Origin of the sequence: Psychrosphaera haliotis (assembly GCF_039523615.1) — a bacterium.
In the GTDB taxonomy this organism is placed as follows: domain Bacteria; phylum Pseudomonadota; class Gammaproteobacteria; order Enterobacterales; family Alteromonadaceae; genus Psychrosphaera; species Psychrosphaera haliotis.
Genome location: NZ_BAAAFQ010000010.1, coordinates 112963 through 135515, shown reverse-complemented (window position 1 = coordinate 135515; position 22553 = coordinate 112963). Strand labels below are relative to the sequence as shown.

At 39.3% G+C, this 22553-nt stretch carries 21 protein-coding genes and 1 tRNA gene; 9 read left to right on the top strand and 13 right to left on the bottom strand.

The window, feature by feature from the left end:
- Positions 1 to 91 precede the first annotated feature (91 nt).
- Positions 92 to 604, top strand: a complete 513-nt coding sequence (locus tag ABD009_RS12785; RefSeq protein WP_343826006.1) for a hypothetical protein — start codon at positions 92 to 94, stop codon at positions 602 to 604.
- A gap of 77 nt (positions 605 to 681) precedes the next feature.
- On the opposite strand, the gene ABD009_RS12780 is transcribed toward ABD009_RS12785, so the two are convergent.
- On the bottom strand, positions 682 to 2277 hold the full coding sequence (locus tag ABD009_RS12780) for an ABC-F family ATPase (protein WP_343826003.1): 1596 nt from the start codon (positions 2275 to 2277) through the stop codon (positions 682 to 684).
- Positions 2278 to 2630: 353 nt separating this feature from the next.
- Between ABD009_RS12780 and ABD009_RS12775 the strand changes: the two genes are divergently transcribed.
- Entirely contained in the window at positions 2631 to 3260 is a 630-nt protein-coding gene (locus tag ABD009_RS12775; protein WP_343826001.1) for a hypothetical protein, read from the top strand.
- A 68-nt stretch (positions 3261 to 3328) separates the two neighbouring features.
- Here ABD009_RS12775 and ABD009_RS12770 read toward each other — a convergent pair whose 3' ends face one another.
- Together ABD009_RS12770 and ABD009_RS12765 are read right to left on the bottom strand one after the other, a co-directional pair.
- Positions 3329 to 3958: an Hpt domain-containing protein gene (locus ABD009_RS12770; protein WP_343825999.1), complete on the bottom strand. Its 630-nt coding sequence runs from the start codon at positions 3956 to 3958 to the stop codon at positions 3329 to 3331.
- A 60-nt stretch (positions 3959 to 4018) separates the two neighbouring features.
- Positions 4019 to 4945: a GGDEF domain-containing response regulator gene (locus ABD009_RS12765; protein ID WP_343825997.1), complete on the bottom strand. Its 927-nt coding sequence runs from the start codon at positions 4943 to 4945 to the stop codon at positions 4019 to 4021.
- Positions 4946 to 5152: 207 nt separating this feature from the next.
- On the opposite strand from ABD009_RS12765, the gene ABD009_RS12760 reads away from it, so the two are divergent.
- From ABD009_RS12760 to ABD009_RS12750, 3 genes are read left to right on the top strand one after another with little or no spacing between them, the layout of a single operon-like run.
- Positions 5153 to 6340, top strand: a complete 1188-nt coding sequence (locus ABD009_RS12760) for an ABC transporter substrate-binding protein (protein WP_343825995.1) — start codon at positions 5153 to 5155, stop codon at positions 6338 to 6340.
- 49 nt (positions 6341 to 6389) lie between these two features.
- Positions 6390 to 9215: an ATP-binding protein gene (locus tag ABD009_RS12755; protein ID WP_343825993.1), complete on the top strand. Its 2826-nt coding sequence runs from the start codon at positions 6390 to 6392 to the stop codon at positions 9213 to 9215.
- A 57-nt stretch (positions 9216 to 9272) separates the two neighbouring features.
- A complete protein-coding gene (locus ABD009_RS12750) occupies positions 9273 to 10757 on the top strand; it encodes a hypothetical protein (RefSeq protein ID WP_343825991.1) in 1485 nt (494 codons plus the stop codon).
- A gap of 49 nt (positions 10758 to 10806) precedes the next feature.
- Here ABD009_RS12750 and ABD009_RS12745 read toward each other — a convergent pair whose 3' ends face one another.
- From ABD009_RS12745 to ABD009_RS12720, 6 genes are all read right to left on the bottom strand, one after another.
- Positions 10807 to 11913 (bottom strand): HupE/UreJ family protein, encoded by a 1107-nt coding sequence (locus ABD009_RS12745; RefSeq protein WP_343825989.1) that lies wholly within the window; start codon positions 11911 to 11913, stop codon positions 10807 to 10809.
- Positions 11906 to 12925: a tetratricopeptide repeat protein gene (locus ABD009_RS12740; RefSeq protein WP_343825987.1), complete on the bottom strand. Its 1020-nt coding sequence runs from the start codon at positions 12923 to 12925 to the stop codon at positions 11906 to 11908. The genes ABD009_RS12745 and ABD009_RS12740 overlap by 8 nt, the downstream gene beginning before the upstream one ends.
- Before the next feature lie 84 nt (positions 12926 to 13009).
- Positions 13010 to 13507, bottom strand: coding sequence for an Ig-like domain-containing protein (locus tag ABD009_RS12735; protein WP_343825985.1), 498 nt, complete (start codon positions 13505 to 13507; stop codon positions 13010 to 13012).
- Positions 13508 to 13518: 11 nt separating this feature from the next.
- Entirely contained in the window at positions 13519 to 15111 is a 1593-nt protein-coding gene (locus tag ABD009_RS12730; RefSeq protein WP_343825983.1) for a DUF4331 domain-containing protein, read from the bottom strand.
- 183 nt (positions 15112 to 15294) lie between these two features.
- Positions 15295 to 16035, bottom strand: coding sequence for an anti-sigma factor (locus ABD009_RS12725; protein ID WP_343825981.1), 741 nt, complete (start codon positions 16033 to 16035; stop codon positions 15295 to 15297).
- Positions 16032 to 16589, bottom strand: coding sequence for a sigma-70 family RNA polymerase sigma factor (locus tag ABD009_RS12720; protein ID WP_343825979.1), 558 nt, complete (start codon positions 16587 to 16589; stop codon positions 16032 to 16034). Before ABD009_RS12720 ends, ABD009_RS12725 begins: the two co-directional genes overlap by 4 nt.
- Before the next feature lie 322 nt (positions 16590 to 16911).
- Here ABD009_RS12720 and ABD009_RS12715 point away from each other — a divergent pair, with 322 nt between their 5' ends.
- Entirely contained in the window at positions 16912 to 17094 is a 183-nt protein-coding gene (locus ABD009_RS12715; protein ID WP_343825977.1) for a hypothetical protein, read from the top strand.
- 82 nt (positions 17095 to 17176) lie between these two features.
- Here the strand turns inward: ABD009_RS12715 and ABD009_RS12710 are convergent, their stop codons facing one another.
- Together ABD009_RS12710 and ABD009_RS12705 are read right to left on the bottom strand one after the other, a co-directional pair.
- Complete coding sequence (locus ABD009_RS12710; RefSeq protein WP_343825975.1) at positions 17177 to 17692, bottom strand: PEP-CTERM sorting domain-containing protein; 516 nt, start codon at positions 17690 to 17692, stop codon at positions 17177 to 17179.
- A 192-nt stretch (positions 17693 to 17884) separates the two neighbouring features.
- Entirely contained in the window at positions 17885 to 18364 is a 480-nt protein-coding gene (locus ABD009_RS12705; RefSeq protein ID WP_343825973.1) for a hypothetical protein, read from the bottom strand.
- Between the two features lie 242 nt (positions 18365 to 18606).
- Here ABD009_RS12705 and ABD009_RS12700 point away from each other — a divergent pair, with 242 nt between their 5' ends.
- Entirely contained in the window at positions 18607 to 19956 is a 1350-nt protein-coding gene (locus ABD009_RS12700) for a DEAD/DEAH box helicase (RefSeq protein ID WP_343825972.1), read from the top strand.
- 55 nt (positions 19957 to 20011) lie between these two features.
- Here ABD009_RS12700 and ABD009_RS12695 read toward each other — a convergent pair whose 3' ends face one another.
- Entirely contained in the window at positions 20012 to 20572 is a 561-nt protein-coding gene (locus ABD009_RS12695) for a PEP-CTERM sorting domain-containing protein (RefSeq protein WP_343825970.1), read from the bottom strand.
- A gap of 87 nt (positions 20573 to 20659) precedes the next feature.
- On the opposite strand from ABD009_RS12695, the gene ABD009_RS12690 reads away from it, so the two are divergent.
- Positions 20660 to 20815 carry a hypothetical protein gene (locus ABD009_RS12690; RefSeq protein ID WP_343826087.1) on the top strand — a complete coding sequence of 52 codons (156 nt, stop codon included), beginning with the start codon at positions 20660 to 20662 and terminating at the stop codon, positions 20813 to 20815.
- Between the two features lie 95 nt (positions 20816 to 20910).
- Positions 20911 to 22278, top strand: coding sequence for a M1 aminopeptidase family protein (locus tag ABD009_RS12685; protein ID WP_343825968.1), 1368 nt, complete (start codon positions 20911 to 20913; stop codon positions 22276 to 22278).
- A gap of 150 nt (positions 22279 to 22428) precedes the next feature.
- Here the strand turns inward: ABD009_RS12685 and ABD009_RS12680 are convergent.
- Positions 22429 to 22505, bottom strand: a tRNA-Ile gene (locus ABD009_RS12680).
- Between the last annotated feature and the right edge of the window lie 48 nt (positions 22506 to 22553).

Genomic DNA, 22553 nt, shown 5'->3' with positions numbered 1-22553 from the left:
TACCAATACCAATACGAATACTAATACTAATGGAAATATAAACGTCACTATCATTAAAGGGTGTTTAAAGAATGATTAAAGGGTTAGTAAATTGAGTAGTTCGACCGTGAGGCTTTTAATTTCAGCGCTGGTGGCCTTTAGCTTTTATTTTTCATGGGCGTATTGGGCTAATTTAAGTGACACCATACCAACGAGTACCACCATTCAAGCTGCCTTTGTACAAGGTTCGTATAGCGGCTTAATGACATTATTATTTACTTGGCTGCTAGAACGTTCAGTATCTAAATTTCACGGTCACTGTTTTTCACTAGCGTTTATGATGCCAATACTTTGTAAATTTCATTCAACGTCAACGCAGAATCAAGCAATCAAAACAGCACTGTCACACGGATTAAATGAATCAGCTCGATTTTTTGAAGGGAAAAAGCTTCCAGGGGCTTTATTAGCACCATTACTGCCGTTGTTAATTCAAAGTGTTCTAGTTACGTTGGTGAATGTCATAAACCAAACACCTAACCTTTGGTTAACCGTAGCACCCAGTATTATATTTTCTGGTATCTATGGATACAGTTATACCGCTGCTCTAATCCGAACTAAAAACTAAAAACTAAAAACTAAAAACTAAAAACTAAAAAGGCCCTAAATGAATTAGAGCCTTTTATCTATCGAAGTCAGAGTGACCTAGTGGTCAACACCTTTAGACTTCAAGTAGTCATCGTAGCTACCGCGGAAATCAATGATCTTGTTGCCTTTGATTTCTAGAATACGGTTTGCCAATGAAGAAACAAACTGACGGTCGTGAGAAACAAAGATTAACGTGCCTTCGTAGTTCTCAAGTGCCATGTTTAAAGACTCAATAGATTCCATATCCATGTGGTTAGTTGGCTCATCGAGTAATAAAACGTTAGGTGTTGCCATCATCATTTTACCAAACAACATACGACCTTGCTCACCACCAGATAAAACCGTTACCGACTTTTTAATATCGTCAGATGAGAACAACATACGACCTAAGAAGCTACGTATGCTTTGCTCATCGTCATTTGGACGACGCCATTGGCTCATCCAGTCAAACAAATTCATGTCAGTTTCAAAGTCAGCTGCGTGATCCTGAGCGTAATAACCCATTTTCACGTTCTCTGACCATTTAACAAAACCTGAGTCAGGCTCAAGATCGCCTTGTAATGTGCGTAACAGCGTTGTTTTACCCGCGCCGTTTTCACCAATAATGGCAATGCGCTCACCAACATCAACCATAAGGTTAAAGTTTTCAAATAAAGGACCTTCATCAAAACCTTTTGATAAACCTTCAATTTCAACAGCTTGACGATAAAGTTTTTTCTCTTGTTCAAAACGAATAAATGGATTCACACGGCTAGATGCTTTTACCTCATCTAACTTAATCTTTTCCATTTGTTTTTGACGAGACGTGGCTTGGCGAGCTTTTGAAGCGTTAGCAGAGAAACGTGCAACAAACGATTTTAACTCATCAATTTGGGCTTTTTTCTTAGCATTGTCATTGATCATACGAGCACGAGCTTGTGTGGCCGCTAACATGTATTCGTCATAGTTACCTGGGTAAACGCGAAGCTCACCGTAATCCAAGTCAGCCATGTGAGTACATACTGAGTTTAAGAAGTGACGGTCATGCGAAATGATGATCATGGTTGAGTTACGTTGGTTAAGAATGTCTTCTAACCAGCGAATTGTGTCGATGTCCAAGTTGTTTGTTGGTTCGTCGAGCAATAAAAAGTCTGGTTCTGAAAACAGCGCCTGTGCAAGTAAAACACGCAGTTTAAAGCCTGGCGCAACTTCGCTCATTAGTCCGTAATGCAACTCAGTACCAATGCCAACACCTAGCAGTAATTCGCCTGCAGACGATTCAGCTTCGTAACCGCCCATTTCTGCAAATTGAGTTTCTAAGTCCGCTACTTTCATGCCGTCTTCTTCAGACATTTCAGGTAAAGAGTAAATACGGTCACGTTCTTGTTTAACGTCCCATAACTCTTGGTGGCCCATGATAACTGTGTCTAAAACGGAATACTCTTCAAAGCCAAATTGATCCTGGCGAAGTTTACCTAAACGCTCACCTTCACCGTAACTTACATTACCACCTGAAGGTGCTAATTCACCGCCAAGAATTTTCATAAACGTTGACTTACCACATCCATTTGCGCCAATTAAACCGTAGCGGTTACCGTTACCAAATTTAACCGAGATATTTTCGAACAATGGCTTCGCGCCAAATTGCATTGTGATGTTTGCAGTAGTAATCACGTTATTGAGTTCCTCTTGGATCATGCTTGATTGGTGCTTAAAAAGCCCCGTAAAATAATTATTAATACATGGCTGTTACATTAGTATTAATTTAGGGGCGCGATTTAAACAAAATTTCGTCAATTTTTCCAGTCTAGCGTGCGAATAACCAAGATTTACGGGCTTATTTTATTTGTACGGTGAAGATAAATAATACTGGTGAACTTTTAAACAATTGATTAGTCTATTCAAAGTTAGTTATTCACCTCGTAGCGTTAATTTATACACATGTAAGTTGACTCTGCACTTGTAAATAAACAGATTAACAATCTAAAAGCACTTCAAACCCAATAGTTAAGCCAGCAAGGAAGACCATGAAAAACCCAGTTTTAAAAAAAGCGCTATTAGCCTTTTCACTATCAATCAGCGTGTTAATAGGTGGCTGTATGAGCATGCCTATTTCTACTATGTACAAAATGTCTCAATTTTCACTAGCCGATATGAAACCAGCAGCAATGCGAGTAGCCATAAGGACAAACGAAGCAATAGAAGTGAAAAATGGCGCAGCTAAAGTAAACATGAGTTATGTTTCTGAGGGCAGTAACACAATGGAACCGGTCAACATTGTTTATAAAATAAACGTGATTGCGTTACATGATATCAAAGCTGACTTTGCACCTATTTTATTAGATGGAATTGAAGACCGTGAACGGGTAACTATTTTAAAGCTGTCGAATAAAGACGCCAAAAATATGCAAGACCTGTTAGACCTCGCAAAAAAATATAAAGCCAATGATGTAAAAGGCACAGGTTCGTTTGGAATATCTCTTGATAGCAATTGTTTTGGTAATCTGGATAAGTTTTCAGAGCTAGAAGTGGATTTGTTTTTACAAACAGATGAGTCAGAAGGCTTTATGATGTTTTTAGAAGACATTGATATTATTGAGCAGGCCTCGGACAACAATATTAATTTAAAACCCGTTAATAAATGTGAAGCTGCTTAACGTTTTACAATGACTCGCACTTTAGTTGGGGTAAACCGACCAGTGCGAGTTACTTATTCGTTGTCATCTTAATCTAAGTCAATGAGTGATTGATACGCTTTTGAGTACTCAAATTCTTTTACTAGATCCACAACCTGATCGTACTTTCGACAATTTTTCTCATTCAAAATAGAAATAAGCAAATTAATAAAGGGTTGAGTAATGAGTTCATGGTTGTGCAATTTAGATCTTAAAGAAACCAGCATCTCAGACAGATCTCCATCCACAGTAGCAAGACTTTGACTTTGCTTCTTTTGATTCAAGTTTAAAACCTGAATACAATCCGTAATACTCGAGCTTACACATTTATATAAAGGTTCAAACGACAGAGTTTCAATGTCTACTCTTTGGGTGATTTGCAAATCAAGTTCGGTGCTAATCTCGTTTAAACGTTGTAACCCAAGTGCGCCAGAGGATCCTTTTAAAGTATGGATTAACGCATGAACCTCAGGGCCGTTATTGGTTTTGATGGCTGTTTTTAATTCGTCGTTAAAAGACTCATATTGTTGAACAAACATTTCTAAAATTAGTAGATATGTCTCCGGCTGACCAAGCTCATTAATGCTTGCTAAACCGGGTTGAAGAACGTTTAAAAGGTCTGGATAAACAATAGGCGCGACATTATTAGCGCCAATATTAGAAGTTTGGTGTGTGTTCATGGGTAGAAACCTAAAAAAGAAACCTATAATAGAAACTAATCTAATTGTAGCAGTATTTTTCTAAATCGCCGCTACCCAATCGTTAGACATTGCGTTATTGCGGCCATTTTGTTTGGCTTTGTATAGCATGTCATCTGCGCTCGCTATCAGCTCAACTATATTGTACGAACCACTTAACGTATCGCTAATGCCAATGCTCATCGTGACTAAGTTAGACACTTCTGAATACTCATGTGGAATTGCCCTATCTATCAAAGCTGCACGTAGCTTTTCGGCAAACAATAATGCACCGCTAGCCGGCGTATTGTATAAAATGATGGAAAACTCCTCACCGCCAACTCTAAATGCAAAGTCAGATGGACGTCGACACTCCGACTTTATTGCCGCCGCTACATCACGCAAACAGGTGTCCCCTTGAGGATGACCATAATTGTCGTTATATGCTTTAAAGAAGTCGATATCTAAGGTAAGTAATGAAACAGGTACGCCTTCTCGTTCCCCACGTTTTAACTCAAGCTGCAGTTGGTTATCAAATGCGCGTCGATTGCCAAGTTCTGTTAAGGCGTCTACATTTGCGTAATGAGAAAGAAGTTTTGTTTTACGAAGTTGTTGCAATTGAACGTTAATTCTAGCCGCTAATACATCGGCATTCACCGGTTTATAAATGTAGTCGTTGGCACCTATAGATAAACCTTTTGCCTCTTGTTCATTTGAGTGATGGCTGGTCATAAAGACAATACTTAAGTTGTCGCTAAACTCATGGTTAGAACGAATTTCGCGGCAAAGATCGATACCGTTGCCATCGGGTAGGTTTATATCAAGAAGCACCAAATCAATATGTTGCTTGGCTAAAACCTTACAGGTATCAGCGCTATTTTTAGCAATAAAAAGCTCGTAATCAAAGTGCTGTAAATGACTAATAACCACCTGAATTTGAGTTGGATCGTCATCAACAATAAGTATTTTTGCACTATTTTTATTTATCATTTTTATTTGCTTTGGGTTACGACTTTTAGTCAGAATACGGTGTGTTCAATTGTATTGCAACAGTATAAAACAAAGTAAAGTTATGATATTTAATGTTAATTAGTAATGTCTCGAAACTTAATAAGGTATTAAGATAGCGGGATATTAACGCTAACTTAATTTTGCGCCTGCGCAATTTCAATTTCAGAAGATAAACTAGGGCCTTGTATGCGATTTCTATTTATAACGCTTATTTCGTATTTATTACTGATAATTAGCCCTCATTCTTACGCGAAAGACCCCTATATTATTGGTTTAGATGCTGACCTTTCTGCCGTTGCAAAAGATGGCGGTATTGCAATTCAAAGGGGAGCGCAAATAGCGATAGAAGAAATTAACGCGCAAGGTGGCGTGCTGGGTAGACCATTAAAATTAGTGAGCAAAGACCACAGAGGTAATCCTGCTCGCGGTAAACACAATATAAAAGCATTTGCGGCGACGCCCAATCTAATTGCCATACTCGGTGGAGTTCACACGCCTGTAGTTTTACAAGAACTAGATTTAATCAATCAATACAAGATCCCATTTTTAATTCCATGGGCTGCTGGCACGCCAATTATAGACAATGGTTTTGAGCCTAATTATGTATTTCGACTTTCTATTCGAGATGAACAAGCTGGTTCTGTATTAGTAAAAGAAGCGAAAGCAGAAGGTCACCAGAAAGTCGCATTGCTTTTAGAGCAAACTGGTTGGGGTCGTTCAAATCAAGACTCCATTCAAAAAGCGAGCCTTGAGCAAGGGATAAACGTAACGCATGTTTCATGGTTTAATTGGCGTCAGAAATCCATGAAAAATGAGCTTGCCAGAATTAAAGGAAGTGGGGCTACGGCTATTATGCTCGTGGCTAACGCACCAGAGGGCGCAACAATTATTAGAGAGATTCTAAAGTCGCCTGAATTTAAAGCGTTGACAGTTTACTCGCATTGGGGCATTGCTAGTGGGCAATTTACCGACAATTTTAAGCCTGAAGAGTTACTAACGATGAATTTGTCAGTATTACAAACTTATAGTTTTATTACGCCCACAAATCCATCATTGAACAAGAAAGTGGTGCGCAGCTATGCCAATAAGTTTGATAAGGACGTAACCGCCGAAAGCATGATTAGTGCACCAGGTGTTGCGCATTCCTATGATTTAATTCATTTATTAGCAACAGCAGTAGAGCTAGGCAATTCAGTTGAATCTGCTAACATACAAAAAAGTTTAGAAAACATTAAATCATTTAAAGGTTTAGTGAAGGAATATAAGCCGCCATTTTCTCCAGCTAATCACGACGCACTCATGTCACATGATTATTTTATGGCTAAATATAACGAGTCAGGATTTTTAGTACCAAAAACTCATGCAGAGAAATAAGCCGCTTTATAAAATATTAGTAAAACAGGCAATGCCCAAAGTCATGTCAATGGCTCTATTGGTAAGCGTTGTTTTGTTTGTTAGTTTTTTTCTATTTATTCAAGATCAGGTGAACAATAAGCACCGAGCTCAGTTAGAGCAAATAGAAAAAATTGCCGTCAATAATATCGACAACATTACGGTTCAAGTAGAAAACCTCGCAAAAAACGATCTCATTATAAATAGCTTAATTGACTATGAGCAACGTGAAAGCTATCTATCTGTTTTCTTTCAGTCACTCAAAATTACCGACAGTTCCGACATCGCCATTGGTTTTCTAAATTTTAATGCTGAACCAATCGTAGTTAAAAACTGGACCTTATTTGAAATAAATAGTGACGCATTTAGTTGGAAACCAGAAGTATTTGAACAAGGCAAAACAAATGTTGATGTTACTAAGCAGGGTATTTTAATCGCTGCGCCAGTTATGTATGGCGATATGGCTGAAGGTGCCATTGTGGTTTATGTAAAGTCTTTGCAAGATGTCATCTCTTATTCATCTAGTTTAGGCGTGCAGGTATTGGTAAATGATGAATATGAAGTTATGTTCAGTTCTCAGCCAGAACAACTCCCTGTTGGCACTTACATTAGTGAAAAGAAGTTATCGGGTACTTTTTCTGTAAAGTCAGATGGCCGCTGGTGGCGAGCGTTTAGCGTAGAATCATTAACAACGGCTTATCAAGATGTTTTGCAGCTGTTTGTTATGGTGTTCTTTTTACTTATGGTTGTTATTTTTGCGACTAACTATAGTGCGAGAATATCAGCCAAAATTGCCAGCCAAGCTTTAAAAGCACTTCGTGACAGCATCAGTGAGGCCAGTAAGGGCCGCAGCCCAATTAATCAGCCAGTATCAAAAAGAGAACCCAGTGAAGTGGTTGCGATTAAAGCATCAGTGAACTTTTTATTACATGATCTTTTAAGTACCTCTTTATCACGAGATCGCTTTGAAAGTGTTATTGATTCAATGTCTGAACCTTTATTGGTACTTGATCATAACTTTAATATGGTTCTTCAAAATAGAAGCATGAGTGAGCTTGGAAAGGAATACCGAATTAGCATACCAGAAGACTTCAACTCAATATTTCCTCTAGAGACTTGGCAAGAACTTGCGGCCAATAATAAAGTTGAAATAGATTACTCAATGTACGGCACGCTTACGGCCAAACCACTAGTTTTAGAATGGCTGTTAAACAAATATATCAGTGATGGGCAGGAAATTGGCTATGTATTGGTCGCATCGGATTTGACCAAACAAAAAGATCTATTATTTGAACTCAAAATGAAAAACAAAGCGATTGATGAAGCAAGTACGTCAATTGTAATTACTGACATGCTCAATGGTGATCAACCTATTGTGTATGCAAACAAGGCCTTTTATAACCTCACAGGTTATGGAGCTGATGAAGTTATTGGCCGCAATTGTCGTTTTTTACAGGGTGAAAAAACCAACCTGAATAAAGTAGAAACAATACGCAAAGCAATCTCCAACAGAGAGTCATTGGAAATAACGTTAATTAACTATCGCAAAGACAAAACGCCTTTCTCAAATAGTTTAACTCTCAGTCCTATTGTTAACGACGCCGGTTTGGTGACGCATTACATTGGTTTCTCACATGACGTAACTGAGCTGCAACGCGCAGCAAGTTATTTGAAACAGGCAAAAAACAAAGCCGAACAGTCTGCACAAATGAAGTCTGAATTTTTGGCTAGCATGAGTCACGAAATTAGAACGCCAATGAATGGCGTAATAGGCACTCTAAGCTTAATGTTAAATGAAGAGCTAGGAGAGCAACAACGTGAGTATGCAACCGTAGCAAAAGACAGTGCTCAGTCATTGTTGTCTCTTATTAATGACATTCTAGACTTCTCTAAAATTGAAGCCGGTAAATTAGGAATTGAAAAGCACGAGCTGGATATTGAATCACTTACTCGGTCTGTTTATCGCTCGTTTAAATCTGAAGCAGATGCAAAGCAGTTAGCGTTTAACATTGACCTGTCAGGCGTAAAAGAAGTGTTTTTGATTGGCGACGGTGGTCGATTAAGACAAGTAATGAACAACATCATTGGTAATGCGCTTAAGTTTACTAACGAAGGTGAAGTGAGCGTTGCAGTTGAAACAGAGTCAAATACCGACGATGGCACTGTTACTTGCACTTGGCATGTTACAGATACCGGCATTGGTATTAAAAAAGGTCGCCTTAAGTCTATTTTTGAGTCCTTTACACAAGCGGATTCGTCAACAACAAGAGAGTTTGGTGGTACAGGGTTAGGTTTGTCTATTTCTAAGCAGCTTTGCCAGCTAATGGGTGGTGACATAACAATCCAAAGTGATATTGGTAAAGGCAGTACCTTCTCATTTTCAGCTCAGCTTGGCTTGAGTGACAACGCGCACAACATTTTATTTACTAAATCGGAAGAGCCTAAACCGTTTGAGCGAGTCAACATGCGAGCTTTGCTAGTAGAAGACAATATGATTAATCAAATGGTCGCTAAAAAAATGCTATCCGAAAGTGGTGTTGAAATGGAAGTCGCCATTAATGGAGCGAAAGCGTTAGAGCGTTTGTTGGCGAATACAGATAAAGAGTTTGATGTGATTTTCATGGATTGCCATATGCCAATATTAGATGGGTATGACGCAACTCAAGCTATTCGAAGTGGAGATGCTGGCAATCAATATTTGGATATCCCTATCATTGCGATGACAGCAAATGCTATGAAAGGGGATAAAGAAAAATGTTTTGCCGCTGGAATGGATGACTATATGTCAAAACCAATTGATTTGAGTCTATTGCAAAATTTGCTTACAAAATGGCAACAAAAAATCAAACCTGAGTGATTGATTAATAAACAGTAAAGTTCATACTTATCACAAGAGTCAAAAAAGGAATTTATTGTGAACAAAACGAAACTTAGTATTACATGTTTATTAACGCTGTCAGTATTGACCGGCTGCTCTAAAAGCTCAAAAAGTTCAGATGAGCAAATAGTTATTGTTACGGAAGACAAGTCTGTCGCGGTAAGCGGTAAGGCAATTGATGGATATATCGTAGGCGGCACTGTATTTCTAGATATTAATGGCAACGGGATCGCAGATGCTAGCGAGCCACAAAAAATCACCGAAGAAGGTGGAGATTACCTTTTTGAAGTACCAGAAAAAGATGCGGCTTGCTTAGCGTATTCAGCCATCATTGTTGACGTGCCCGTTGGTGCGATAGATGAAGGCTCGGAAGAAGAAGGCGTCGCTCGTCATGAAGTTACCGACCCTTATCAAATTGTATTACAACCTACCTTTGAGCCTATAACTGAAGCTGATTTTACCAATGGTTTAGTTCGCAACATTTCTCCGTTAACTACCGTTATATGGCAAGCAATAGAGCAAAACTACCCTCGTGAAGTTGAAGAAAAACACTGTGATTATCTTAAAGAGCACAATGAAGCCGTCACCGCTCTAAAAACCGAAATAGAAGATACGCTCAGAGGACTAGTTTCGTATTACAATTTATCTGCAGAGCAAATGTACGCTGACTTTATTGCTGACAAAGACTCCGAAGCGTTTCATATTGCGCAGGATATTGTTAAGGGCTTAAAGGCTGCTTATAAACTTAAGACTGAGCTTAGAGTTGAATACCCAGAAGGTGAAGTTCGAGTTTTTGTATCTAGAGACCAAGAGAAAGATGAATACTTTAATGTAGAAGATGGTTGGTACAGAGACGTAGTGGTATTTCATGATACGGGTTACTTTTCAGAAGACGTTAAGTTAGTTAGTGACGAGCAACTGAATGAAGTGGATTATGTTCTGACACACTTAGACAGAACAGACAAAGCTTGGAACGATCAGGCCTTAAACGGTGAGCTTTCTGTCCGTAAAGACGTATACCGAGACCCAAATGGCGAATATAGATGCAGCAATATTGAGCGAATAGAGTTTAAAGAGAATGACATAAGATACGAACTTTCAAACTCATTTGGTAGCTTAACTTTTGATACATTTGAAGAGTGTGTGAATGATAGTCTTGATGATCCATATGAAAGAAGTTTTAGAATTTCTTATGACATCGACTCTACTTATTATTTTGGCGTTTTCTTTTTCAGAGAAGCACAAAGTCGATTTACCGAATTAGCAGAGTGGGTTGATGTGGAAAACAAAACCGACTTAGACTCGTCTGAGATGATTGATGTATTAAAGCTTATGCCTTATCGATGGGATGATGAAGTATCGATAGACACTTCATTGTGGCGCAAGCGTAAAGATCAAGGCAACGTACAGCTTGATGTTGAAAACGGCACTGACTGGACTCGCGCCACCAAACAGAGCGATGGCACAACAGTTTATGAGTGTAGCTCTGACGGTGAAAACTGGACAAGCTGTGAAGGCTAATAATAAAAATTAATAGGTAGATCACAAGCACAAAGCGCCTTTTACAAACTTAAAGGCGCTCAAACGTCCACTGCATTGCAATAACAGCAATGGCCAACGAACCAGTGGGCATTATCCACTTTTGATACCAAGCGTAATTTCTGATCATTATTAACAATGGTAATGCCACCGCTAAAATAGCCAACTGACCAATTTCCACACCGAGGTTAAATGTCAGCACGCTTAATAATTGAAATTGATTTGATAAGCCCAGTTCGCCAAGTACACCGGCAAAGCCCATTCCATGCAATAACCCAAAACCAAATGTAACCCAGCCGAGTCTTATAACCACAGGCCAAATATTATTGAGTGCTGCAAAAACTACAGATATGGCAATACCTATTTCTACCCACTTGCTACTTGGTGCAATAACATCCATAGCAGTAGCGGTTAGTGTTATAGAGTGTGCAATAGTAAACGCGGTAACAATCCAGGCTGTTTGTTTTAAAATTTGTACTTTTGATGGACTCGCTTGCCATTGCTTATGTTCACGTATCAACACACAAGTCAGCAATAGTGCAATTAAAAATAGAATATGATCAAGACCCATCCAAATATGCAAAACACCTTGATATAAATATTCAACAGCCGTCGAAAACGCAGTAATTTGATCTAGCTTTATCGTTTTATTTCGATCAGACGCGCTGTACACAAGACTCCTACCGTTTATAGAGATTAACGCCTTGTGGTTTGAATCAAAGTCAAAAAAGCCATCGTACTGTATTTCCATTGTACCTGGGCTAGAGCATTGAACTGCAATGGGGATGTTTAAATACGGTTGGTTAAAGTGGTTGTCTAATTTTAGTGAGCCTTGGCTTGAAACGACACATTGACGTTCGTTTTGACTAAAAAGCACGGTACTTTTCACGAACTGTGAAATGGCAGATTGTTGAAACGTGATTTCTTGCCAAGTAATGTTGCCATCTTTGTTTATATCGAAGTCGATGACTTGTTCTAAGTCTTTTATTTCAACCTGCCATTCGCCCAACAAGTTTTGTGCAGACTCAGATTCTGACGTTACTGTGAGATAACTGGTGCTAAGCTGGTGGCCAAAAGATGAAAAGGTAGCAAATAGAAGAACGAATATTAAGGTGAACGTGCTTTTTAAGTTACTCATTTTCTAACTCCTTGAACCTTGCGCTTGCTTTAGCAAGTAGCGTTTTGTCAGACTCAAGTTTTGCTTGTTGCCAATTAATTGTGGCCCAATACAAGGCTTTATCACTGTTGTCTTCAACCGTTAAATAGTACAAGGCGAGGTCAGCTGCGTGAAAGTTATCTTGGCGACGTTCTCTCAGCTCAATACGTTTCGACAATAAAGTTTGCCAGCGAGTAGCTCGGGTCTTTTTATCTTGTTTTTCCGCTTGAGCAAGTCTAAGTAGTAAAGCATCTTCTAGATTATTAGCTTCTGAGACTAAGTTTCCAATAGTGTCTATAACGGGTCTGTAATTTGTTAACTCAAGTTGTGCATCAGACCATAAAACCAAAATACTCACGGGCGCTTCATCTAAGTTAACTTGAGATAGGTGCTTAAGAGTTTGTTGTGGTTGGTTTAGTCTAAAAGCCATTTCAGCTAAAACATGCTGTGTTGCTTGGCTTGTTGGTTTGTCACTTGAGATGGATAACAAGCTCTTATAACTGGCTTCCAATTTTCCATTTTGACTTTCCGCATCAAGAGCGCAAGTGCTTACTGTTTCTACACTAGCTAAACCTAATAATCTCAAACACTCCGTCTTCGCAGAGTCAAACTTACCTTTTACTTGTAACATGTTTGCCTTTAATAACCGTGAATTAACATCGTTGGGAGCAGTTTCTAAAACGTTATCAATAACTTCGATTGCATCGTCAAATAGGTGTTCTCTTTGTAATACTCGTGCATACAAATAACCTACTTTTGCGGTGGGTTTGTCTTGATATCGTTTGGCTAACTCGGTTTTAAGAAACCCTTGGTTAACTTCTGTTTCGCCAACGTTTTGACTGCGTAAAACTAGCTTCTCTAACTCAAAAATAGATAGGTTTTTGTAATAATGAATTGTCGTTTTTGAAACCACATAGTCCGGTTTGGGAATATGAGACTCGGCACTAGCAGAAACGCTAATTGTCAGCATAAGAACCGTCGCTAATGTCTTCATAATTTGTCCTTTGTTTAAACTGTGTTGATTAAAAAGAGCCGTCCTTGGCTATTTAAAGTGAACTCGATTTTTTAAATAAAGAACTTAAAAATCGACAAGCAACTCATCAAAATCCGTTTCAACTTCAGTGTTAAGGTAATGTCGGCCATTTACACTAAGTGGCATGTCCGAAGGACTTTGACTAAAGGCTTTGCTAACCTGAGTCGCAAAATCAACGTTCAGCGCTTCAATTGTGATATTCACCATGCCGATATCAGATTGGTTAACACCATCTGAAACAACAAATTCAAAGCTATCTGCACCCGTCACCTCTAAGTTTGGTGTGTAGGTATAATTACCACTTTCGGCAATAACTACCGTTCCAAACTTTGGTTCAGTAACGAGGGTAAACGTAAGAGGCTCATTATTTTGGTCATACGCATTTAGCATGTCGGTGATAACGACTTCTGTTTGAGTAATCACATTTGCATTGATAGCCTGTGGTTTATAGTTAATTTCTGGTCTTTCATTTTTGCTGTCGTTACATGCCGTTAGAAGTAGCACAGAGGCAATCACACTCAGCTTGAATAAAGTATTATTCATATTGGTGTCTCCTATTTTGAACCCGCAAGAGGCGTTGCTAAATATGGAAACGACGCGTCCATCATAGTTGCATCTAGAGGGGCGCCATCAGTAAATGGAACTAAACCTGTATTTGCATCTTCCGGAGCACATAAGCCTAAGTCTGTATCAGTGCCATTCACTGGAACTGGGTGACATAAGCGACCCATAACAACACGAAGTGCGATATCTACAACGTCATCACCAGGTCTACGACCATTTGGGAATCCTGCTAAGTCATTACCCGCAACACCAAATGCAGATTGATCTGCTTGAGCTGTAGCCGCGATACCTGTATTTAAACGAAGCATTTCTGCACCTGTTACTGTTGCTTGCTGGTTAACACCAGGGAAGCCAGTTAAAAAGGCAGTAACTAAGTCGTTACGTGGGAAGTTAGTTGGTGCTAACGTTTCCATGTTTGTGCCTAACGTTGTATTTACTGCGTCTTTAAACAGAATGTTTAGAAGCTCTGGTAATGATGGGTGAGTAACGTAGTCGATGAACTGACCGTCATTTTGTGGGTGAGATGAAGAAAACGAATCTTTGTCTTTTAAACCAATAACTAACTCGTTTACTAGAGGGTTACCTAAACGTGACACTTGAGTTAATGCGCCACCACTTACACTTGGTTTTTCAAAAGTCGCGTTTGGATTTAAAATACGTGCCTGAGGTAGACTCGCCGTTGTCCATGTGCCAATAGTGCCATTGCCTTCACCTGTTACGCAGGCTTTTGGAACTTCAACTGCAATAGAGGTTACGTTTTTATCCGCTAAGTCATCATTGCTATCATCTTGCGTAATCCCACCAGGAAAACCTTCGCCATCACCGGCGCCTGGAGCGCTGTCACCTTCAACTGGAACATAGTTCACCAAGTCAAACGTTTTACCTAGGTTTACAACAAATGGGTCTTTACGTTGACCAACAAATACTTTTGCCATGCTGTCACAACCAGGAATAGACACTTGATAGACAAATTGGTCGGCGTAGGCTTGGTAGTTCTCCATTGATGAGAATGTTTTATTACCTACATAATCCAATGGCTTACCAAAATCATTAGTATTGGTCATTGGGTTTGTTAGCATGGTTTTTGTACCAGTGCGCTGTGGACCGGTAATAACAGACACTGAGTAGCTTTCGCTAAAATTTACTGCGGCGTTGTTACCAGGCGCGATGCCACCAATATTCTTTAAAGGTACTGCGACGGTTCTTTGATTACCTTCAGGACCAACGGTAAGAGCAATACCTTCATTGTCTTGCGCTAGCATACTTTTAAAATTAAATGCGAAGGTCATATCTTCAATGGCGTCGCCATCGCTGTCTATATGTATGCTGTATGTAGCGTCGGGATCCATCGCAAAATAATTTGGACCACCGTAAGCGTCTTGAAGAGGGATATAGTTTGCGATTAATGTGACATATTCACCACGACCTTCTTCGTAACTATTAAATGCGTAAAAATCTGTTGAGTCTAATGCTGCAAATCGAGCAATGTTTGGTGCTTCTCTATGACTCGAGGCATCACTTGCCGTGCTGAAAAGAGTACTGCATACAGCCAGAGCGACTAAAGATGGAGTTAACAATTTCATGACTTTATCCTTTGTTTTATTAAGAAGTCATGAAGAAAACGCGTAAGGTTTCAAACTGGATGCAGAATAGTGAAAAATAAATGAAACTAATTGTTAGGCATAAAAAAACCAGACTCTATTTCAAGCCTGGCTTTGTAAAACGGACCTTGTTTAATTAACCAACGTAGGTGAATGTTCTGTGCTTTAAAGCACAATTAGGTCGGTCGTATAAAGAACTTCAGTAGGTGAACCAGTCGGTGAGCCACCTAAAGGCTCCAAACTGACCGCTAATAATGCAATATCTTGCGCATTAAACTGGCTGTTCTTCAACAATGTTTTCATACCATCTTTAGGCAATAAGCCTAATGAAACTGGCGCGTCTTGGCCTTTCAATATCATCCATAATTCGTAATCTTTGTCGGTTCTAGCTTCAAGTGATGAGCTCGCCCTAACAATTAAGTTTTGGTCTTGAACATCCACTAACCACAATGGCGCTTTAGATTCATTTTTAAAGACCGCTAACTGACTACTTTCAAATGTATCAATAGGCAATGGCGTTTTAGATTGCCAAACAATAGCAGCAAGGGCAATACAGGCAACCGTGGCAGCCAATGACCAAGCTTGCAAGAGTCTGCTTTTCGGCTTTTTCACTGCTTCTTCAGGCTTATTGTCTTCATCATTACTGGCGCGGGTTTGGATATTCAGAGCAACAACATTATTATCAATACGCTGACTAATTTTTTCCCAAACTTGTTGATCTGGTGCAACGGCTTCAATTGAGCTCGCTAGCCGATTTAAATGTTGCTCCCATTTCCAAGTTGCTTCACGAGCTCGGTTTGACGTTAACATAAGTCTTGAATAGCGATCTCGCGCTGAACCCACTAACGTTCCCAACACATACTCTGCTGCCAACATGTCTATGAGTTTTTGATTTTCATAATTCATAACGTTAAACACCTTTGTAATTGTTGTAAGCCACGTCTAATCCAACTTTTTACAGTACCTAGAGGTGATGACACGTGATCAACTAACTCAGAATGAGTTAGGCCTTTGTAATAAGCTAAATGAATAGCTTGGCGCTGCTGCTGATCTAATTGTTCGATACAGTCTACTAACTTATTGTCGTTGCCCGATTCATACTCAATGGTTAAGTCAGTTTCATCGTTAACTTCAACGCTTTCTAAATCAGCGCTATGCTCATTAGTAAACTCTTGCTCTTTTCTCACTTTATTGTGTCTAATTAAATCTAAACTACGATACCGAACAATGCTGATCATCCATGAGATAACCACGCCTTTGTTTGACTGATAATCACTGGCGTTATGCCAAATTTTAATAAAAGCATCTTGCAAAGCTTCTTCTGCTTGAGCGGTATTTTTTAGCATTTTCAGGCTGATAGCATATAACTTTCCACTGGTTGCACTATACAATTCCGCAAATGCCTTTTTGTCACCTTTCGCAGTCGCACTGAGAAGAGGCAATAATTCATCATGTTCCATATTTGACCTACTGTTATGTGTTATCTCCGTAACGTATCTAACTGTGATTTGGATGCGAAAACGGGAAACTTTTTTCCTACCCTAACAGGAGCTAACTGAAAACACGTAGCAATAAATCACTTTTTGGCGCTACAACAGTGCATCACTGATCAAATTGGTGCAAAAACAAACGATTCCAAAACCAACTAAAAACAACAACTCTTTGTAAAACAGAGCACTACAAATTTTAAACAAACTGGTATGTTTCTTTCTTAGTTTATTAGTAGAAGTATCACTTAAGTTGTAACTATTAACTTGATAAGCAAAGCCCGAGGAGAAAGCCATGCGTGGTCTTTTTGATATAGTGAACGATGCGTATACCGAAGTATATAAACTAACTCATTTAGGATTTAGCCAGTTTGACATGGATGCAAAACAATTTAATAGGGAAATGGACAAAGACTTGTTTGAAGGAAGTCCTAACTTTTTTACAGACGAAAAAAGTAACTTAAATGATCCTCGTTAAACAAAAAAAACACCAACGGTGATGGTTGGTGTTTTCTTTAATTTAAATTAACGCCGAGCATTAATTTAAAAAGCAGTTTTAACTACGCTTGCTTTTTTAATCTGCGTGATGCTAACCCTAAGATAGTAAGACCAAATAACGCTAATGTTGATGGCTCTGAAACAGCATTTACGTTACTACTGACATTGTTGGTGCGCACTAGCATAGTCTCAGCAACTGAAAAATCAATTTCGCTTACTCGTCTGTCGGAAAAGTCACAATGGCTATATGTTGCATCAAATGCTGATGACGCACATTTGTCTGGGTTCTGAAATAAAGCAGGCGCAGGAACCATAGCCCACTCAAATTGGTTCGCAAAACGCCAGATTGATACGTCCAACTGAGTATTTAATGTATCTGTGTACAATCCGCCCGCGTATTCCCAATTACTTACCAATTGCGAACAACGACCTGCACATGGTGACGCCCAAACCCAATCTAAATTATTGACCGTTACAATCTTATCTTCAAGTGGGTCTGTAATTACGCTCGCGTTGGCAATACTAGTAAAAAGTAAAATCAGTGAGGTAAGTCCGATTTTTAGCAACTTTGATGTCATGTGGTTATCCTGGGATATTGTTATTATTATTTAGTTATATGTTTGAAAAACATACAAAAAACGTGCCTGTTAGTAAAAACTATATAATACAATGAGTTGGGTTTCTATTAGGCGTGTCGAGGTGTTTTATGTAAAAAATGCTGACAGTGTGAATGAGATGGCCTATAACCATCTCATTAAGCTAATTACGCGCTAACGCTTGTAGGCTTTTCTTGCTGCAATGACAATCATGCCCGACATCAATAACAACCAAGGTGCAGGTTCTGGCACGTCGTTGGTTACAAATAGTGCATTAGCCATATCTATAATTAGTGCGTGACCGTAGAAATCTTTTAGGTGTGAGCCTTCAATGCCGACACTTCTACTTAACTGAACTTCATAGTCTTCGTTGAAAACTTTAGTGGCAACAGAAACTATTTCGTATCTACTAGATATCAAGGTATCGGTAATACCATACGTTTGATTGTAAGTTGAACTCGTAATAGTGCCCAACATACTGCGTAATAACGTTGCATTTGCGTTAGCGTCTTTTGCGCCAATGCCGGTTTCTGTATCAACCGTGATTAGTTGATCATTAGTGTTTAAAAAGTCTGCAGGAATAATATCTGCATTAGAAGAAAAGCTTGAAACTGCAATCAATAAAATCGCAATAGCTTTTGGTATGAAGTTCATACTAGCTCCGTAGTTGCTGGGCAAAAAAAAGAAAAGCCAAAAGTAGATGCCTTAAAAGTCCATTTTTAGCGACGTGATAGTACCGAAAAACAACACAAGATCAATAATTTAACGCTTAATTGTGTTTAAGTGTTGGTTATTTGTTTGTAACAAGGTTGGGAGTGAGTTGTACCGTTACAAACTTCGTTTCAGTCGCTATTCAAGCGTGTCTGGTTAAGTAAATCATGGGGCATAAAATTTACGTGCGCAATTTGCACACCAAATCGGCAGACTTGAGGTATAATAAAAGCATTATTCGTCAACAATTGAGCATCATGGCATCTTTCGCAAAACTCGGACTTAACAAAACCCTTCAAAAAAACACTAAAACACTAGGGTATAGTAAGCCTACTTATATCCAAGAAAAAGCTATTGGCGCTGTTCTATCAGGTACAGACACCTATGCGATTGCACCAACAGGAACGGGCAAAACGGCGGCTTATTTATTGCCGATTTTACAAGAGTTAAGTCAGGTTGATTACAGCGCAGAGCAAGTCAGACCTATCCGAGCATTGTTCTTGGTGCCAACTCGTGAGCTGGCCTTGCAAGTAGAAGAGTCGATTGGCTTATATGGTAAAGATCTTGGCCTTCGTACTATTAGTATTTTTGGCGGCGTTAGAATGCAATCGCAAGCTAATCGTTTTAAGCGCGGAACCGACATTTTAGTCGCAACACCAAAACGCTTAATGGACATGCTAAAAGCCAAAACCATATCACTTGAAAAAATTCAGTTTTTTGTAATGGATGAAGCAGACCGTTTAGTTAGCATGGGCATTCATAGCGAACTTAAACATATGATGGCGTTAATGCCTGCTAAGGCGCAAAAAGTTCTGTTTTCGGCTACGGATTCAAAAGCACTTAACAAATTTAGTAAAGAGTACCAAAATCGCGTGAAACTGATTAAAGGCGGTGACATTCAACCTGCTCTCGATCAGATTGTTCATACTATGTATCGCGTACGTCGTGAAGAGAAACACGAGCATTTATATGCCTTGTTAAAACGCCTAGACAGCGCGCGCGTATTGATTTTTGCTCATAGCAAACACGAAGTGAATTACCTCAATAAGTTACTTAATGAGCAAGGTTTTGTAACAACGGGTATCCATAACGATATTTCACAGAAAAAGCGTCAGCAACGACTAGAAGGTTTTAAAACAGGCGAGTTTAACTACCTAGTGGCAACCGACATTGTTTCGCGTGGTATCGATATTGACGACTTGTATTATGTGGTTAACTTCGATTTACCAGTTAACAATAACGACTATCTTCACAGAGTAGGTCGTACAGCAAGAACCAAAACTAATAAGCTAGCTACGAAAAAAGCGATGGCGACCAAAGAAATGCAACAAACGTTGTCTAAGCAAATTGTTGATGAGAACAAGTCTAACTTTAGCTCGGCGCCTGAAGAGCAAAATGTCATTAGTCGAAACGACATCAATGGCCATGTTTTCTCACTCGTTGGCCCAGATCAAGAACGCCTAGTGCCTCTGATCATCAAAGCGGTTGGTAAAGACATCAAGCTTGAACGTCCAACGTGGCGACTGGATAGATAAGCGGTCACATAAACCGCAATCATCAGTAATTTTGGCAGAGCATTCTCGTATTTGGTTATGTGCGTGCTCTGCGTCTTCGTATTACCAAACCAACCAACCCTAATGCAAATACCGCGATAGTAGCTGGCTCCGAAACCGGCTCAACAAACTCATCTTTAATCAATATCAGACCAGCAAAGTTACTTTGGTTGAAGTTCGAAAGTGTGTCATTGTGGTTTACATAGTTACCAGCATGTTTGTATTTGCCATTAATATTGCTATCGGCGTATCGGAAAAAATAACGATTAACGCCTTGAAAATAATACCCAGACCAACCTTCTTGATTAAAATAGGTATGTACACGTGTAGAGAGGGAATTTGACGTTAACATGGATGATGCTTCGGCATAGGTTGCCCAGTGATAACCCTCCATAATTTCATAATTCATGTATGGTAACCATAACGGCGTTTGGGCTACCGCAAAATACATATCTGGCGAATCGATATTTTGGCGCAATCCGCCAGCATTATCAGCCTGCAACCACCAGTCCTCTAATGGGATGACATCTGCTTGAGACACGTTGGTTAACCCAAGAGTTAGAGTTACCAAGACAATGTTCAATATATTAATTTTCATGAATTTTTATGAGACCTTCGTTATTTTATTGATTTTTTGCATACGCAGCACGCCCGTATATTACCGTAAACGGACTTGGCATAACACATGTATCAATGTATCAAAACGGATTCAGCGCCAACAGCATTATTTGCATCAAGCGACGTAAGCAAACTTATAAAAGACGGTGCCAAAGACATTTCACCGAACTTGTTAGCGATTGCACGACGTGTTGTCGGAACCAAAAAGAAACACGGTAAATAGCGCCCCTAACTGAGCTGGCTGTTATCGTCGGCTCTGATTACATTTAACGATACATTGATGTATTGTAAGGACAATTAGTCAAAGCAAGGACGTTTATGAAATACGCCATACTGTTTATATTTGCACTCTTTTCCACGATAGTATCAGCCAAACCCCCAAAGCTATCAGGCACGTTAACTCTATCCGTGACACACGGAACAATCGACGCAAACTTCACACTGAGCAACATCCCCAAAATAAAAAACTACTATATTTTTATTAATTCAGGGTTAAATATCCAGTACTTCAGAGATAAAGACGATGGCTTTAATTACAGTTATCAAAAAGACTACAACAATGAATATTCGTATGAAAGCTTTGGGTATTACCTGCCTGACAAAACAGGTAAAGGAAAATTTTTACCCTCTTCCCTAACATTTAAATATACGGGAAAGTTTCCAGTCATATCAGACATGACAAAAGCGAGCGACTACGGAGACTGGAAAGGAAATATCGCCTTTAACGGCAAAACAGTAAGGGCGGATGGAATGCAAGCTGCCTGGTATCCGGTATTATACGATATTGATAAAGATATTAGGTTTGACTCTTTAGTATATGACATCGAAGTAAAATGTGCAGACTGCCAGTCAATCCACGTAAACGGAAGTGCACCTGTTAAAGGTACGTCTGGAACTTTTAGCAGCAACAAAGCTCAGCAATTAATGTTATTTGCTGGTGATTTTGATATTGCGCAACGCAATGGAAGCTACTTTTTAAACTCAAGGCTGTCCCCCAACCAAATGACAAAATTTGGAAAAGTAAGCGCCTCATTCGAACGCTATTACCAAAAAAAGCTAAACCTCCCTTACGGTGAAAAGATCGTTTTTATCCACACAACACCCACGTCTAAAAAGAACGGTTGGCTTTTTGTTGCCTACCCTTCCATCGTCTATATAGCTCATATGGAAAATGGCTTAGCAGACCTTATCAATGACAAAACAACCGACTGGTTTAAACCATTTTTCGCCCATGAATTCGCGCACTACTACTTTGGTACCTATAGAAAATTCAATTCTGAGCTAGGCGATATGATATCCGAATCGTTTTCAGAATATCTATCACTGAAAGTAACAGAGGATTTAATTGGAGAAGACGCCTACCAAGCGATCATAGCGAAAAAACTAACAGAATTAGCAAACGTAAAGCTGACGCCAATCAGTGAAATCAACACCTCGGCCGACTATGGAAATCGGAATTTGTATGTTTACACCTTTGGCTCTATAAACTGGATAATGTTGGAACGCGAGATCGGAAAAGAGAAGATGTGGAGTTGGATCCGTAAGCTACTTACCGTTGAAAGTGACTATACCAACTACGATTTTTTGATAAATACCTTAGGTGACGTACTCAATGATCCAGCAAGATTAAAGGATATTGAGCACAAGTACTTTAAAACAACGTTTGCTGCTGAAAGCAATCAATAGGCTTTATTTCAAAAACGCAGCGGGTCACACATTGAAGCATATCAATACAATATCAGTATGGTTCCAAGTCATGCATATCGGTAATTTTAGTTCTGAAGGGCGTTGCGAATATTTTTGTAAGTAGATACTTACCGGAAGAGTCTTTTAAAATGGTGCCCCCTCCCTGACTTGAACAGGGGACCTGCCGATTATGAGTCGGATGCTCTAACCAACTGAGCTAAGGGGGCTTAATGAAGCTCAGGAAGTATAAGCAAAGTTAAATTGCTTGTCACTCC